Annotated in this window: 13 protein-coding genes; 3 read left to right on the top strand and 10 right to left on the bottom strand. The window is 52.3% G+C overall.

Going from position 1 to position 15698, the window contains the following annotated elements:
* Positions 1-2: 2 nt before the first annotated feature.
* The 7 genes from ACIDF8_RS04535 to ACIDF8_RS04505 form a co-directional block, all read right to left on the bottom strand.
* A complete protein-coding gene (locus tag ACIDF8_RS04535; protein WP_412009403.1) occupies positions 3-2168 on the bottom strand; it encodes a Lon protease family protein in 2166 nt (721 codons plus the stop codon).
* On the bottom strand, positions 2169-2642 hold the full coding sequence (locus tag ACIDF8_RS04530) for a molybdenum cofactor biosynthesis protein MoaE (protein ID WP_412009402.1): 474 nt from the start codon (positions 2640-2642) through the stop codon (positions 2169-2171).
* A 1-nt stretch (position 2643) separates the two neighbouring features.
* A complete protein-coding gene (moaD, locus tag ACIDF8_RS04525; RefSeq protein ID WP_412009401.1) occupies positions 2644-2901 on the bottom strand; it encodes a molybdopterin converting factor subunit 1 in 258 nt (85 codons plus the stop codon).
* On the bottom strand, positions 2898-4271 hold the full coding sequence (gene rmuC / locus ACIDF8_RS04520) for a DNA recombination protein RmuC (RefSeq protein WP_412009400.1): 1374 nt from the start codon (positions 4269-4271) through the stop codon (positions 2898-2900). Before rmuC ends, moaD begins: the two co-directional genes overlap by 4 nt.
* 186 nt (positions 4272-4457) lie before the next feature.
* A complete protein-coding gene (locus ACIDF8_RS04515) occupies positions 4458-5207 on the bottom strand; it encodes a hypothetical protein (protein WP_412009399.1) in 750 nt (249 codons plus the stop codon).
* 91 nt (positions 5208-5298) lie between these two features.
* The gene (locus ACIDF8_RS04510; protein WP_412009398.1) at positions 5299-6843 is read right to left on the bottom strand and encodes an alkaline phosphatase; all 1545 of its coding nucleotides are present in this window, start codon (positions 6841-6843) and stop codon (positions 5299-5301) included.
* A 30-nt stretch (positions 6844-6873) separates the two neighbouring features.
* The gene (locus tag ACIDF8_RS04505; protein ID WP_412009397.1) at positions 6874-7620 is read right to left on the bottom strand and encodes a hypothetical protein; all 747 of its coding nucleotides are present in this window, start codon (positions 7618-7620) and stop codon (positions 6874-6876) included.
* A gap of 354 nt (positions 7621-7974) precedes the next feature.
* Between ACIDF8_RS04505 and acpA the strand changes: the two genes are divergently transcribed.
* From acpA to ACIDF8_RS04490, 3 genes are all read left to right on the top strand, one after another.
* Positions 7975-10065 (top strand): acid phosphatase, encoded by a 2091-nt coding sequence (gene acpA / locus ACIDF8_RS04500; protein ID WP_412009396.1) that lies wholly within the window; start codon positions 7975-7977, stop codon positions 10063-10065.
* 68 nt (positions 10066-10133) lie between these two features.
* Positions 10134-10754, top strand: coding sequence for a hypothetical protein (locus tag ACIDF8_RS04495; RefSeq protein WP_412009395.1), 621 nt, complete (start codon positions 10134-10136; stop codon positions 10752-10754).
* A 72-nt stretch (positions 10755-10826) separates the two neighbouring features.
* Positions 10827-12083 (top strand): cytochrome-c peroxidase, encoded by a 1257-nt coding sequence (locus ACIDF8_RS04490; protein ID WP_412009394.1) that lies wholly within the window; start codon positions 10827-10829, stop codon positions 12081-12083.
* A gap of 351 nt (positions 12084-12434) precedes the next feature.
* Here ACIDF8_RS04490 and ACIDF8_RS04485 read toward each other — a convergent pair whose 3' ends face one another.
* From ACIDF8_RS04485 to ACIDF8_RS04475, 3 genes are read right to left on the bottom strand one after another with little or no spacing between them, the layout of a single operon-like run.
* Complete coding sequence (locus tag ACIDF8_RS04485) at positions 12435-13439, bottom strand: AI-2E family transporter (protein WP_412009393.1); 1005 nt, start codon at positions 13437-13439, stop codon at positions 12435-12437.
* Between the two features lie 40 nt (positions 13440-13479).
* Positions 13480-14037 (bottom strand): IMPACT family protein, encoded by a 558-nt coding sequence (locus ACIDF8_RS04480; RefSeq protein ID WP_412009392.1) that lies wholly within the window; start codon positions 14035-14037, stop codon positions 13480-13482.
* A 10-nt stretch (positions 14038-14047) separates the two neighbouring features.
* Complete coding sequence (locus ACIDF8_RS04475) at positions 14048-15691, bottom strand: formate--tetrahydrofolate ligase (protein WP_412009390.1); 1644 nt, start codon at positions 15689-15691, stop codon at positions 14048-14050.
* Positions 15692-15698 lie beyond the last annotated feature (7 nt).

The following is a 15698-nucleotide window of genomic DNA, read 5'->3' as shown; positions in this document are numbered from 1 at the left end:
AATCAGAAGGGTTGATGATCTTGTTGTTGCTGGTTATGGAACATGCGCGCCTGATTACGTTCCAGTGTTTGCCGGTAGCTGGCCAGTGCAGCTTGTGCGCGCGCCATCAGCGTGTCGCCCTGATAGGTGCCGTCAGCCTCTTGCACACCTGCTTCACAGTCGGTCAAGTGGGCAATGCCTTCCAGTACGTGGTCGATGGCAATGATCTTGAACATGCCGTTATTGACCGCGGTTACCACCGTCTCATCCAGCACCAGGTGACGCTGGTTGCGTTTGGGGATAATGACACCCTGCTCGCCATTTAAGCCCAAGGCCTGGCAAACACGGAAATAACCCTCAATTTTTTCATTCACGCCCCCTATTGGCATCACTTCGCCAAACTGGTTCAGGGCACCCGTGACTGCCATCCCTTGTTTAATTGGTAAGCCAGTCAACGCCGACAACAGCGCAAACAATTCAGCACAAGAGGCAGAATCACCTTCTACCCCGTTATATTCTTGCTCAAACACCAGTGAAGCGTTGAGGCTTAATGGGGCCAGCGCCCAAAAACTGGCACTGAGCCAGTTTTGCAGAATATAAATACCTTTGTCATGCGTAGGGCCACTCATATTCACTTCGCGGTCAATATTAATGACGCCGCTACGGCCGGGATAGCAACGGGCGGTAATGCGGATAGGCGAACCGAAACTGGCATCGCCCAACTCGATGTGGGTCAGGCCATTGACTTGACCCACCACACTGCCGTGCACCTGGATCAATAATTCATTATCAATAATCGAGTCACGGATCTGTGTTTCAAAAAACTGCTGACGCAATAACCGCGCAGACAGCGCCTGCTTCACATGCGCATCGGTCACCAAGCGCGCCTCGGCAGCCACTGCCGCACTCTCATGCATGAGCTGATCCAGATGCACAAACCGCGTACTGATACGGCCTTGGTCTTCTTCCAGCCTGTGCATGAACTGCAACAGTACATTCACTGCTGCACTTGTAAAATGCGGCATCACCTGTTGCTGGCATTTACGCGCAATATAGCCCGCCACCCAGGCATAATTATCCAAGGTCGCGGCGACGCGGTCTTCGAACTCGACTTTTACCGGGAAGAAATCAAAGAAATCTGGTTGTGCTTCAAGGCAATCGTAATAATCTTCACGGCTGGCAATCATGACTATTTTGACATGGACCGGTAACGCGCCGTGGCGATTCCCGCCTGCCCCCTGTTGTGCGTGATTCGCCCAGTCTTCAATCTGCACCTCGCGGTTACGCATGAGGCGATACAGTTTTTCAAGCAAGGCACTGCCATTGCCTTCATCCTGCATAAGATCGCGTAAATGCAATAGCAACATCCCGCCATCGGCCTGATGCACGCTACCGGCACGCAACCGTAAAAACTCAGGCCATTGCGCCGATTCCCCGGCTGCCGTTTCCAGCATGCCAAATAAAGCGGCAAAGCCGGGATCTTTATCTTCCACCACCGGCTGTTTGATGCCCGAGGTCAGGTTAGCGCGCTGATCAACTAATAGATTCACGCGAAAACGGGATAAGAAACCGTCATTGATCAACCCATCGGTGCCGCTGTCCCCTTCACTGCCGACTTGTTGCCAAGCCTGTAAATAAGCCAATACCTCGGGCTTGATCACATTAAAAAATGGCGACAATTTGGCACTACTCAGTTGTGAGCGCAAGCCATCCACGCGCTCTTCAAGCCAGGTTTCAGCTTGCGGAACATTCACCTGGCCATTGGCGTCTACCCATTGCTGCATTTCGGCCACCAATCCCTTGATAAAGGACTCCATGACCGTGCGTAACTGGGCGCCCAATCCGGCCGGCAGTTTGATGTAATTGGCACAGGATTGCTGGCTAAAATCATACAACGCCACCAGGTCGGTCAGCGTGGTATCAATCCCGGTCATCGCAGAGGCTTTCATCGCCGCCAGTGTGAGCCCGGCACGGCCTGAGCCGGGCGTCCCCAACACCAGCACATTACACCCATCCTGCTGTAACGACAGGCCCATCATCAATGTTTTCTGCGCTTCCGGCTGCAGTTTCCAGCCATAGTCGGTCAGGCTGAACTCACTCGCATCGAGCAGATCGGCAGTGGACTCAAATGACATGGGCGACAGTTTATAGGAAACGGTCATTTCTTCAGGGCTGAGGACTTGCATCATTTAGGGCTGTTTCCATTGTTGTTTTGCTTGTTCATCAGAGACACGGGCCTCTACCCAGTGCTCACCAAACGCACCGATTTCTTTTTTCCAGAACGGTGCGTCAGTTTTCAAATAGTCCATCATAAAGGCGCAGGCATCAAAGGCTGCCTGGCGGTGCAAGCTGGTCGCCGCCACCAGTACAATCTGCGCCTGGGCAGGCAATACGCCCACGCGGTGGATCAAGCGCACGCCTAACAACGGCCAGCGGCTAGCCGCCTGCTGCACAATACTCTGCAAGGCTTTTTCGGTCATGCCAGGATAATGTTCAATCAACATCTGGCTTAATGCGCCTTGACTGGCGTGCTCTCTCACCCAGCCGACAAAATTCACCAGTGCCCCGGCTTCTGGCGAGGCGTGCCGCAGGCGCTGCAATTCATGGCCCAGGTCAAAGTCCTCAGGCTGGACGGATATTTCCAGATATGCCAGCGTGCTCAAGTCAGCCTCCGGTCACAGGTGGGAAAAACGCCACCTCATCACCTTCATCAAAGGTGGCCATATCATCAACCAACTCATGATTGATGGCCGCACGCACGACGCCGCTGCCGTTAAACAGTTTTTGCCAGGTCTCGCCGCGGCCGGACAACCAGGATTTGAGTGCAACGATGGTTTCTACCTCGTCTGGTAACTCTACGTCTTCAGAGGAGTAATTCACCACCTCTTTGATGCGTGCAAAATATAAAATGGTGATCTTCATGTGGGGGTGTTCTTTCCAACCTCGTCTAATTCGTCCAGCAATTCCAGGGTTTCCAGGCTCGCCTGGGCTAGCTCGACCTTCTCTATCTGGGCAAAGCGCCTGGAAATTTTCTGGCTGCTGATATGCACATCCTGCGCATTTTCATGCGCCTGGCGGATATTATCGGCCAGTTTCTTCATGCGGGTATCAAAGCGGTCAAAGTCTTTACTCAATTTACCCAGTTCGTCCTTGATGATATGCACCTGCTTGCGCATCTCAACATCTTTAAGCACCGCGCGCGCTGTATTCAGCACCGCCATCAGGGTAGTGGGCGAAACCATCCAGACACGCTTTTGCATCGCATAATCGACCACATCCCGATGATAAGCGTGGATTTCGGCAAACACCGCTTCAGCAGGGATAAACATCACGGCGCCATCCGAAGTCTCGTTGGCAATGATGTATTTGCTGCTAATGTCATCAATATGCTTTTTGACGTCTGCCTTAAATAGCTTGGCAGCCTGCGCCTGGCCGACCTCCCCCTGGCTGCTATCAATCATGCGGTGATAATTCTCCAGCGGGAATTTACTGTCTACCGCCACCGTGCCAGTCGGCTCGGGCAAGAACAAGGCACAATCCACGCGTGCACCATTACTCAGCGTGTGCTGCATGGCAAAGCTGGTGTTAGGCAGTACATTACGGATCAAGCCCTCAAGCTGCACCTCACCAAAGGCACCGCGGCTGCGTTTGTCGCCCAGCAACTCTTGCAGGCTCACCACATTCACACTCAGGCCATCAATTTTCTTTTGCGCTTCATCAATCGTTGCCAATCTGGCCATCACGCTGACAAAGGTTTCGTTGGTCTTCTTAAAGCCCGCCTCCAGGCGCTCGGAGACCTTACCGCTCATTTCTTCCAGCCGTGTATCTACAATCTTGGTGAGCGCTTCGATACTCTGCGTCAGGCTTTGGGTGGTGGTTTGCAAGGCGGTATTGAGCAGATTTTGCTGCAACATGCCCTGCTCTGACAAGCCGTTACGCAAACTCAGGCTGAGTTGCTCACTGCTCTGGCTCAAGTGATCGCGCTGAGCGACCTGTAATTGTTGCATGGATTCACGCAAGGTCTGCATCGCGTCCCGCGTGGCCGTCAACTCTTGCGACAGTTGGGCGCGCAACCGGTCTTGCTGATCGGTATTCAGACTTTGCAAGCGATCCGCCAGCTGGTTTAGGGACTGGTGCATTTCATGCAGCATCATGCGGTGTTTTTCTTCCAGCTGTTGCGCCAGGAGTTGTGACAGCGCCTGCTGCGCCGCTTGCTGTTGACGTCGCGACTGCCACACCAGCATGGCAATAATCACGACCAATAAAAGGAGCTGAATAATTTGAAACATCATGCTGGCATTATAGCCGATGACTGGAAAGGCCACACCGCCCGGCCGTAATTTCGGCCAGCGGCTTGCCGGAAGCTATGATGCACGCTCACATCACATCAATAAACACGCATTCTTTGCGATATTTGAGACTAGGCCATGCACACATGACATCCCTGTGGTCCTGGCCGAGTTTGATAAATGAATGATCTAATGATGATGCGTTTGCAGGCCAGGAGCATCATGTGCTTTGGCAAGCCATTGCATTTCGGAAGGGTTGTGCTCCATATCCCCCAAATCCGCATAATCGACATGCTGGTATTGGCTTAAGGCAGTCAAGGACGTTTTAGGCGCGACTTCAACGGGCCGGTCAGACTTGGCCGCCGGCTGCAAGGCCTGCAACTGTATGCTGACCGTGTGTTGTGGATAGGTATATTCCACCTTGTAAGGCAGCTTCAAGGCAGGTATCCACCATACTTGGCTTTGGATGCCATTGCCCAAGATACCGGTATACTTTTCCACCACATAGCCATATTGTTTACCCGCTTCGCCCGCTACTTTTTGCAGGCTGGCCAGTTCAGAGTCAGTCACCAACTGTGTTTTGAGCTGCCATGCAGCCTCATCCATTTTGATCGCCAACAATTTCAAATCCACATCCGCATAATCAATGGCGCGGCGTTCGTCATGCATCAGGTAGACATAGCTGAATTGCCCACCCGGTTTTTTCTGCCACAAGCTGCTGTGGTGTGCAGGCTCGCCATTTTGGTATAGGTTGCGGATTTCCACTTCATCCTGGTCGCGCATTAACCACCATTGCAAGTGCTTGGCAGCTTCAGTCTGGCAGGGGGATGCGCACTGTACGGTTTCGTAGCGCGCATTGACGGCTTCTTCGGCAGAGGCGCCGGCACTGATCATCGTCATCAGCAAGGCAAAGCTGCTAGCGGTTTGTTTCAATTTCATCATCATTCCATTTCTCACTAAAGGCAGAGGGCAGCTTGCGCTGCCCTGCCATTAAAATACGCGATTTTTCAGTGCTAATCTTAGCGTGTGATTAAAAACCAAACGCGTCTTTCATCACTTGGTAAATATAGCTTTGTTCCTGAACGCCATGCACCAGATAAGCTTTAGGGCCGACAGCGTAAATCGCAACCTCTTCACCCGCGTGGGTTTCAGAGCTCAGTGGCACCAGGGCTTCCTGGTGGAAGTCTGGATCTTCAGTATCTACACCAGACATGTCAACCACACGGCCAGCAGCAATCGCCTCATTGTAAACTGCATCGCCTGGGGAGTTGGTGTGGTAGCCAGGGCCGTTAGCAAAGCTCACTGTGGTGTAAGGCTTACCGTCTGCAGCCAGGGTTGGTGTCGTTTTACCTGGCTCTACTACTTTACCCAGAATCGGGTTGCCGCGTTTTGGATAGCCGCCAATGGTCAAGGTATGACTATGGTCAGCGGTCACGATAATCAAAGTATCATTCAGGTTCACTTTTGAAGCCGCTTCACGCACCGCATCCGACAGCGCTACCGCATCTTTAAAGGTGCGGTAAGCATTCCCCGCATGGGAGGCATGGTCAATCCGGCCACCCTCTACCATCAAGAAGAAACCATTCTGGTTTTTCTTCAATATGTCGATGGCCTTGCCTGTCATTTCTGCCAACGAAGGTTCACCGGCAATATCATTTGGGCGGTCTTGCTCGTATTCCATGTGCGATGGGTTAAACAAGCCCAACACTTTGTTAGTCGTGGCTGGATTCAAAGCATTGAATGCCGATTGATTTTCGATATAGACGCCGCCAAACTTGCTCACGTATTCTTGCGTCAGGTTACGGCCATCTGTACGGCGGCCTTTGGCGCCTTCAATATCTTTAATGCTATTAGGCAAAAAGTAGCTGCGGCCACCGCCAAACACCACATCAATCCCATCGCCGATTTTGCCATTCCCAAAATTGTCGATCAGTTGCGCCGCAATATCTTTCACGCCATTGCTGGCCGCCGCCGCAGACAGGTTAGCATTGGCTTCCCAGTCACGGTTGGAAATATGCGCATAAGTCGCTGCCGGGGTAGCATGCGTGATACGCGCAGTAGAGACCACACCCGTGGCTTTACCCGCTTGCTCAGCCTGCTCCAGGAAGGTAGTCACTTTATTGGTATTGATTACCGCTGGATTCGCCTCGTTACGGGCGACCGACTGGTTCAGTGAAATGATGCCGTCATTGGTTTTCACGCCAGAAATAATGGCAGTCATGGTCGGTGCAGAATCTGAAGTCTGCTGGTTGGTTGAATACGTTTTGGACAACGCGACATAAGGGAATTCTTCAAAAGACAGCTTATTGCGCTCACCGTCGATACCTTTGAGCTGGCCTTCAAAAATACGGGCACCGGTCACTGTCGAAATCCCCATACCATCGCCTACAAACAGAATCACGTTTTTGGCTTTGCGGGCGTTGGGTACCAGCTTTTTACTGTCGTTCAGGCTAGCTGCACCATCGTTAAGCCAAAACTGGGCGTTTTCTTCCGCCATCAAAGGTTGTGTCAGCGAGACTTGTGTGCCCAGCAGCATGGCCAACATAGCAGTACGTTTTAAGTTAAACAGTTGCATGTTCGTTTCCTCAAAGATATTCGTTATTAATTATTGTGCGCGTCTGCGCATGATGACGGCAATCAGACCAAGCCCTACCAGCATCAAGGCATTGCTATCCGCTTCTGGGACTGCAGAAGCCGTTTGCAAACTAATATTGTCTACGCCCAGTTGCAGTGAGCTCTGATTGGCCACACTGGCAAATCGCAACATGAACTGGCCGCCGCCGGACAGGAGCGGGGTCAAGTCAAACTGGTAGCTCAGGTAATTGTTGGCAGCCAGCGTGCCATTGGCACCGCCCAGATACAGGCTCTGCAGGACATCGCCCTGGCTGGTAGAAAAAGGATCACTGCCCGCCTTTAAGAGATCTACACGGACATGCTGGTTGGGATGGTCGGTCGCGTCAACGCTGTAATCCAGACCGCCTGCATCCACTGCTGTGCTGACTGCCTGATTGTTGACAAACATTTGGAAGGTCAAGGTCGCCTGGCTGACCGCAGACGTCGTGAAGTTCTGATACAAAACGTTACTGGCCAGGCCGTAATTATCGAGCAAACCGTAATGTGTGCCCTGGTAAGCACCAACGGTCGTGTGTGCAGTGACTTCAGAAGTGGTGCCTTGCTGTGACAGTACGCTGCCAACCACGCCGGCTTCAGCCACTTGCCAGCCGACGAGGTCATAGGCGTCTACGCCCTGCACCTCGAAGCCACCATTTTGGATTAATTCTGCGGCGTGCGCTTGAGAGAGCAAAGAAGCTCCCACAAACCCTGCCATGAGCCAAGGTTTCAATGTCATCATTCATCCTCTCACAGATGGTTATATTATGTTTTTGTACACTTAACGTGTTTGTCATGTCACAAGTCATTTGCTTGTGTTAGCCCATGCATTCTTGAAAAACTCTGTGTCAGAAAAGTTGCGGAAAAATGAAATTTATATGACGGACCTGACTAGTTTGATGCCGTTCAACACCGCCTAAAATATTAAAAAATGTAAGCCAGCGCTGGTTTCACGGAACCTTCATAAAACCATCACGCCCGCTAGTCATCATGAGCTACGTTTCAGGCGCCGGACCACTGAATGCCTGTTACAAAGCCACGTTAGGATTTTCCGGGCTCAAGAATTGTTCTTGCGCTCTTGATATGGGGATGATTTATGAATTTTTTTCGTTTGTTACCAATTTCAGCAGCAGTATTGATGGCCTTAAGCGGCCAAGCTTTGGCTGCTGCCAGCACCTCTGGTGTCGTGATCGGCTTGCATGGTGCCAAGCTTGCCAATACCTTGGTGTGTATTGACGCCAACCTGAATGCCCGTTGTGACGGCAGTGAAGTCAGCACACAGACCAATACCAACGGTGAATTTAACCTGGCAGGCAATGGCGCCGTGGTCGCGCAAGCAGGCAAGTTTGTGTATCGCGCAGCGGCACAAAACGCAACTGCGGTCAGCGCGTTGAGCACTGAAATCCAGGCGCTCATGGAAGGCAGCAATCTTGACTACATGACTGCACGTGACCGTCTGGCCGCCAGATTACATGTCAGCGGATCCCAACTCGAAGGTGACTTCACACAAACGAGCACAGGCGCAGACCTTGACAGCCTGCTGACCGAAAACGATGAGTTGCAAAACCGTCTTGCCGAAGCGGTCCGTGAAGCGGGTGGCAAAGGCAACTTGAATAAAGCCCTTAGCAACCGTCTGAATCTGGACAAAATCGAGCATTTTGTGGTGATCTACCTCGAAAACCGCAGCTTTGACAATCTGTTTGGCAAATATCCAGGCGCAAATGGTTTGAATACGCCACAAGCCAAGGCAATCAAACAAGTAGACCGTGACTACACTACCACGCTGACTACCTTGCCACCCGCTTGGGGCGGCATGCTGGCCAATGGGCAGAAAAATACCGCGGGTCAAGCAATCACCCAGGCACAAACGACCGGTGTTTGGCCAAATGCGCCATTCCAGATCGATGCCACGAGTGACCAATTCGGCTATGGCCTGGTGACTGGCAACAACATCACCCGAGATTTGTACCACCGCTTTTTTGAGAACGCCATGCAAATCAATGGCGGCCAGAATAACCTGTATGCAGCCTTTAGTGATGCCGGTGGTTTATCCATGGGTTATTTTGATGGCAGCAAAATGCAACTGTGGGGTCTGGCGAAAAAATACACGCTGGCAGACAACTTCTACCAAGCTGCATACGGCGGTTCATTCCTGAACCATCAATACCTGGTTTGTGCATGTGCACCAGCGATTTCCGCCGATACCGTTGCCAATAACAAGGCCTCGCTCAATGTATTGACTACGCCAGTCAATGGCGTGCCACAATTGGCCCGCAATAGCGCCATGAGCGCGTCTGCGATTGGCACCAACGCCACCAACACCTCATTCAAGAGCGGCAATATTGCCCCATTGGACTACTTTGGTGCGGGTGACGGCTACCGTGCCGTCAACACCATGCAGCCACCGTTCCAACCAAGCGGGAATGCGCCTGTGACCAGCGCCTCAGGTAACCAGTTGCTGTATGCCAACCCATCGGCCTCGACTACCTTGCCCGCACAAACCATTACCACGATTGCTGACCTGCTGGATGGCAAGCAAATTAGTTGGAAATGGTACTCCGGCGGCTGGAGCGATGCCGTCAACGACCGCAGCAATGTCTACAAATCCAATAGTTTTGGGGTTGCTGACGCCAGCCACGGCGACTTCCAGGCCCATCACCAGCCATTTAACTACTATGCAAATTTTGACCCAGTGGTCCATGGCACTTACCGTAACAGCCACTTGCAGGACCGTGCCGATTTGCTGAATGACATTACACAAGGCACCTTGCCAGCCGTTTCATTCTACAAGCCGATTGGCAACCTGAACCAGCACCCTGGCTACACCAACGTGACCAATGCAGATGATGAAGTCATGACCATCATCAACCAGCTGCAAAACAGCCCGCAATGGAACAACACACTGGTGTTGATCACTTATGATGAATTTGGTGGCCAGTTTGACCACGCGGTCCCACCCAAAGGCGATTTGGTCGGTCCAGGCACCCGTATTCCTGCCTTGATCATTTCACCTTTCGCCAAAAAAGGGGCCGTGGATCATACCCAATACGACACCGGCTCTGCCTTGCGTTTTATCAGCCACCGTTACTCACTGCCACCATTGGATGGCCTGAAAAAACGTGATGAAAGCTTGCAAAGCCATGGCGCCAATATCATGGGCGACCTGACTAACGCCCTGGCATTTTAATCATAAAAAATACAGCGCAATTGAGCCATCAATTGCGCTGACTGAATCTTAATTTTTGGAGAAGAATCATGATCAAATCTTTAGGCTTTGCCAGCTTGGTAGCCTTCACCTTGGCATCTAACAGCAGCTTTGCAGCCACCCCTACCATCGTGTTTTCAAGTGCAGACTATGTGAGCGAATCTGCCGCCGTCGGTAACTACATTATCGACAACACGGATTACCTGGGCGTGCGCCTCACCTTGAGCAACAGTATGGATATTTCCTACATTGGCGGTAACTTCAGCCAATTCTCAGATGGCAATATTTTTGGCGCGATTGTCAAAGCGGGCGACTGGAACAGCAGCACCTTGGCCGCCAACAGCCTTGCACATACGGTTTTTTCTGCCACCGGTGGCGATCAACTTGCGTCCCTGGGCAGCACCGTTCACCTGACAGCAGGCAGCTATGACATTATTTTCGGTTCGGGCCAATTTGGGGCGACTGGCTATAGTGCATTGGTAGATACACAAGATGCGGCCAGCACCAGCAACATGTTCCAAAGCACCGACGCAGGCGTGACCATCAGTGCGCTCTCCGGAAGTGCTGTGCGCGTCACCGCCGCGGCCGTTCCTGAAGCCAGCAACACGGCAATGATGATGGCTGGGTTGGGCTTGACGGGGCTTATGTTGCGCAGACGTCAGTCCAAATAATCACCTCTTTGTGATCAACAAAGCGGATGAGCAGCTTGTTTATCCGCTTTTTTATTCACTTCAGTCACGACCATGTCCACCTTGAAAACCTTATTGCTCTCCCTGTTTTGCCTGGCTGCATTGCCATTGACTGCGCATGAAGATGACGCCCTCTCCGTCGTGCCTGCGCAAGCGTCCCAACCCGCCAATACCTTGTCAGCCGCCGCACGTCACCAGACATTAACCGCACTGGGTAAGCAACTGTTCCATGATAGGCAACTGTCGGCGTCGGGCAAACTATCGTGTGCCAGCTGCCATCAGGCGGAGTATGGCTTTACCCCAAACAACTCCAAAGCGGTACAAAAGGGCGGTGACCATATGCAACTCATAGGGACACGGGCCGTCCCTACACTGATGTATTTGCAATCCACGCCCCCTTTCACAGAACATTACACTGAAGATGAGGGGCTACAGCCGGGGTTTGATAATGGGCCGGCCGGTGGCTACACCTGGGATGGCCGGGTGAATACCTTGGCAGAACAAGCAAAAATCCCTTTGTTTTCGCGTAATGAAATGGCCTCAACACCAACGCTGATCGCAAAAAGAATACGCACCGCCTATCCTAAAGTGTTCGCACAGCTGTTTGGCGCGGAAAGTTTGCAGTCTGACGCCGCCCTCACAGATGCAGTGTTATTGGCCTTGCAAACCTACCAGCAAGACGCGGCAGAATTTGCCCCCTACTCCAGCAAGTTTGATCACGTCATGCAAGGCAATGCCAGCTTTACACCGCTGGAAGAAAAAGGCTTTCGGCTATTTATGGATCCCAATAAAGGTAACTGTGCAAGTTGCCACCAGGCGGCGGTCATACATGGGGCCTTGCCGCAGTTTACCGATCATGGCTATGCTGCGCTGGGCCTGCCGCGCAACCAGCACATCAAGCAAAATCATGACCGGCACTATTACGACCTGGGATTATGTGGCCCGGCCAGGCAAGATCTGAATGCAGAATACTGCGGCTTCTTTAAAGTCCCCACCTTACGCAACGTCGCCCGTAAAAAAAGCTTTTTTCATAACGGCGTTGTACATATCCTCAGGGATGCCGTGCGTTTTTATGCTGAACGCGATACTGCCCCAGAAAAATGGTATCCGCAGGACCGCAAAGGCGGGCTGCAAAAATATAATGACCTGCCAGAAAAATACCGCGACAACATCGAGACCAAAGCGCCTTTTGGTCAGCAGGCTGGCGATCAAGCACCGCTCAATGCCCAGGAGATTGACGCGATTGTGGCTTTTTTAAAAACGCTCAATGATGACGTCCCGGCAGCAGGCGCATTGGCAAAAGCGCAATAACATCAAAGCCCCTTCATCCAAAGGCATTAGTTATTAGCGCCAAAAAGAAAAAGCCCCGACTGGTCGGGGCTAAAGAGACTTTAAACTTGAAAAACACGCCACAATTACACAAAAGCATCCAAAATGCTGACTATGAGCAGGATTAGCAATCCAAACCATAATACTTTTAGATTAAACCCTGTCATTTATTGCGTCCTTGCGATGTGTGTAGAATACCTATTTGCCAATCTGCATACAATGGCCCGTTCGGGTCATCTTTGACACACCGTATCATCACTTTCAAAAAAGCATGACCATGACGGCCATGCTGACAGCTACATCTTTACTGTACTCAATACGCTAAAGCGTTGATTAAATCCAATCCCGAGCCCGGCATTCACTTTTAATGTAGGCATAGTAAACAGGGGCCGCCACAATGCCCGGCAATCCAAAGGTGGCCTCCATCAGCAACATGGCTACCAGCAGCTCCCAGGCATGCGCCCGGATTTGCCCGCCGACAATGCGCGCGTTTAAAAAATACTCCAGTTTGTGGATGACGATTAAAAAGGCCAGCGAGCCCATGGCAATCACAAAGGAATGGCTGGTACTGACAATGACAATCACGGTATTGGACATCAGGTTGCCCACCACAGGCAGCAAGCCAACCAAAAAGGTAATCGCAATCATGGTCTTGGTGAATGGTAGATGTACACCGCACAACGGCAAAATCACGATCAGGTAAATCGCGGTCAGGCTGGCGTTGACCGCGGAAATTTTCACCTGCGCAAACACGATATTTTTAAACGCCAGCGCAAACAGCGTGATGCGATTGAGCAGGCTTTGCGCAAGCGGTTTATGGTTACCGTGTGTTTGCACATCATGCAAGGCGACCATGGCCCCGATCACCATGCCGATCAGAATATGCGCCAGATGATGCCCGGCCTCCTTGCCCAGCAATTGCCAATCTGCCGAATGTGAACGTAACCACTCAATCACGGTTTGCTGCAAGGTAATCGCATCATCTGGCAAACGCTCGTTGAGCCAGGGCGGCAACACTTTGCGCGAGTCTTCAATGATTCTAGCCAGTTGATCAAACAACATGGCCAAACCGCCGCTGTCACTGCGGATCAGGGTCACAATCCCCATGCCCAAGGCAACCAGCAGGCCGATCACCAGCGTGGCAATCAGCATGACTGCCAGCCATTTGGCATATTTACCCGGCAATTTGCGTGCAATCAGCGGCGAAATGACATGAATCAGCTCAAACACCAGCATGCCGACCAGCAGCGCGGGCAATAATTGCACCTGCAATACCAGCCACATTAATCCCACCATCAATACAAAGGTGGCAGTATCCAGTCGTTGAGTTTGGTTCACAGCGAACTCCGGTTCCTCGTTTGTTGAGTCTGTTACGCGACTAAAACTTGGCGCGTATTTGTTGGGCGGCATCCATCGGCAGCTTGAGTAGGAAGTGCACCGCCTCATCAAACTGTTTATCCAGGATCTCCCCCTGGCACTTTTGTACTTCCCTGGTCAGTTCATCTACCCGCTTATACGTGGTCGATATCTTCAGCTGTACCATCTCGACAAAAGGCATGCTTCCTGCCTGGTCCATTGCTTGTTTTGCCGTACCACCATAAGCGCGTACCAGGCCACCCGTGCCCAGGTTAATGCCACCATAGTAGCGCACCACGGCAACACAGCAATTGACATAATTCTGCCCATCCAGCATTTGCATGATGGGTTTACCCGCCGTGCCTGCTGGCTCACCCGCATCTGAAAAACGTGCCACAATCCCTTCCGGTGTTTTCATGCGAAACGCGTACGCCAGATGACCGGCAGTTTGATGCTCACTGGCAAATTGGCGCAAAAATAACGCCAGTTCACGCTCGTTTTCACAGCGCTTGGCGCGGGCGATAAAGCGGGATTTATTGATGGTTTGATCGGCTTGGCCGAGTTGACTAAACGTTTGCATGACAGAGACTTCAGGACAACCCTTGTATTCTACCATCTGTATCGACGCGGATACGGCTGCTGGCGGGCTGTTTGGGCAATCCGGGCATGGTCATGATATCGCCACAGACGGCCACGACAAAACCCGCGCCACGCGATAAGCGCAGCTCACGCACATGCAAGGCATGTCCTTCCGGCACATTACGCAACTTGGGATCACAAGAGAAAGAATACTGTGTCTTAGCAACGCAGACCGGCAAACCCTGGCTCAACTCTGCCAAACGGGCAAGCTGTTGTTGTGCCAGCGCACTAAACGTCACCTCGCTGGCGCCATAGAGTTTTTGTGCAATCGTGTCCAGCTTTTCAGCCAGCGATAAATGATCTGCATACAATAACGAAGGTGCGGAGGACTGTTTTGCCAGCTCAGCCACCGCATGGGCAAGCGCAATCGCCCCCGCCCCGCCCTGCGCCCAGTGATGGCAGACATGCAGACTGGCGCCTAAGGCTTGCACGGCTGCTTGTATTAAGGCGATTTCGGCCTCGGTATCCGCGGTAAAATGATTGAGTGCAACCACCACTGGCAAATTGAAATGCTGGCGCAGATTAGTCACATGCTTGCTGAGATTGGCAACACCAAGCTTAAGGGCGGCGAGGTTTTCCTGGTTCAAATCCGCCACATCCACGCCCCCGTGATATTTCAAGGCGCGTACCGTGGCGACAATCACCGCCACATCCGGCCGCAGGCCGGACTGGCGGCATTTGATATCCATGAATTTTTCTGCGCCGAGGTCGGCACCAAAACCGGCCTCGGTCACGACATAATCCGCCAGGCGCAAGGCCGTTTGGGTGGCGACCAATGAGTTACAGCCATGCGCAATATTGGCAAACGGCCCCCCATGCACCAACGCAGGCGACCCTTCCAGCGTTTGTACCAGATTAGGTTGGAAAGCGTCTTTGAGCAACGCGGCCATCGCACCTTCGGCTTGTAAATCACTCGCCAAAATCGGCTGACCCGACTGATTCAAGCCAACCTGAATCCTTCCCAACCTACGCGTCAAATCCGCCAGATCGGTCGCCAGGCAAAAAATGGCCATCACTTCGCTGGCGACGGTAATATCAAAGCCGGTACGTGTGTCATTTTCCAGCGTCACCCGCCGCAAGGCGCGGTCATTCATATCCATGCAGCGGCGCCAGCTTACCGTGTCAAACTGCAACGCGTTGCCGTGATAAATATGGTTATCTATCAGCGCCGCCAGCAAATTATTGGCGGCACTGATGGCATGAAAATCACCGGTAAAATGCAGGTTGATATTTTCCATCGGCACCACCTGCGCATAGCCGCCGCCAGTGGCCCCGCCTTTCATGCCAAACACGGGGCCCAGTGAGGGCTCACGCAAACAGGCCATCGCCTGATAACCCGCCAGGTTCAAGGCATCAGTGAGCCCTATCGTGGTGGTCGTTTTACCTTCGCCGGCTGGCGTCGGGTTGATCGCAGTCACCAGAATCAATTTGGCTTTGGCGCTTTGGGCCTGCAAGCGGTTGACGGTCGCCTGCGTTAATTTGGCCATATGCTGACCGTAGGCGTGTACATCTTCCGCAACCAAACCAAGCTTGTGGGCAATGTTGACGATGGGCGTTAACGTGGCGGCCTGGGCTATTTCGATATCACTGCGCATGGTTTTT

The organism is Methylophilus sp. 3sh_L (genome assembly GCF_046766015.1).
Classification (GTDB): domain Bacteria; phylum Pseudomonadota; class Gammaproteobacteria; order Burkholderiales; family Methylophilaceae; genus Methylophilus.
This window is presented reverse-complemented; position numbering and strand designations above follow the sequence as displayed.

Bases quoted from the DNA above. Each gene is read 5' to 3' on its own strand.
- ACIDF8_RS04535 (WP_412009403.1), bottom strand. From the start codon at position 2,168: ATGATGCAAGTCCTCAGCCCTGAAGAAATGACCGTTTCCTATAAACTG.
- moaD (WP_412009401.1), bottom strand. From the start codon at position 2,901: ATGAAGATCACCATTTTATATTTTGCACGCATCAAAGAGGTGGTGAAT.
- rmuC (WP_412009400.1), bottom strand. From the start codon at position 4,271: ATGATGTTTCAAATTATTCAGCTCCTTTTATTGGTCGTGATTATTGCC.
- ACIDF8_RS04515 (WP_412009399.1), bottom strand. From the start codon at position 5,207: ATGAAATTGAAACAAACCGCTAGCAGCTTTGCCTTGCTGATGACGATG.
- ACIDF8_RS04510 (WP_412009398.1), bottom strand. From the start codon at position 6,843: ATGCAACTGTTTAACTTAAAACGTACTGCTATGTTGGCCATGCTGCTG.
- ACIDF8_RS04505 (WP_412009397.1), bottom strand. From the start codon at position 7,620: ATGATGACATTGAAACCTTGGCTCATGGCAGGGTTTGTGGGAGCTTCT.
- acpA (WP_412009396.1), top strand. From the start codon at position 7,975: ATGAATTTTTTTCGTTTGTTACCAATTTCAGCAGCAGTATTGATGGCC.
- ACIDF8_RS04495 (WP_412009395.1), top strand. From the start codon at position 10,134: ATGATCAAATCTTTAGGCTTTGCCAGCTTGGTAGCCTTCACCTTGGCA.
- ACIDF8_RS04490 (WP_412009394.1), top strand. From the start codon at position 10,827: ATGTCCACCTTGAAAACCTTATTGCTCTCCCTGTTTTGCCTGGCTGCA.
- ACIDF8_RS04480 (WP_412009392.1), bottom strand. From the start codon at position 14,037: ATGCAAACGTTTAGTCAACTCGGCCAAGCCGATCAAACCATCAATAAA.
- ACIDF8_RS04475 (WP_412009390.1), bottom strand. From the start codon at position 15,691: ATGCGCAGTGATATCGAAATAGCCCAGGCCGCCACGTTAACGCCCATC.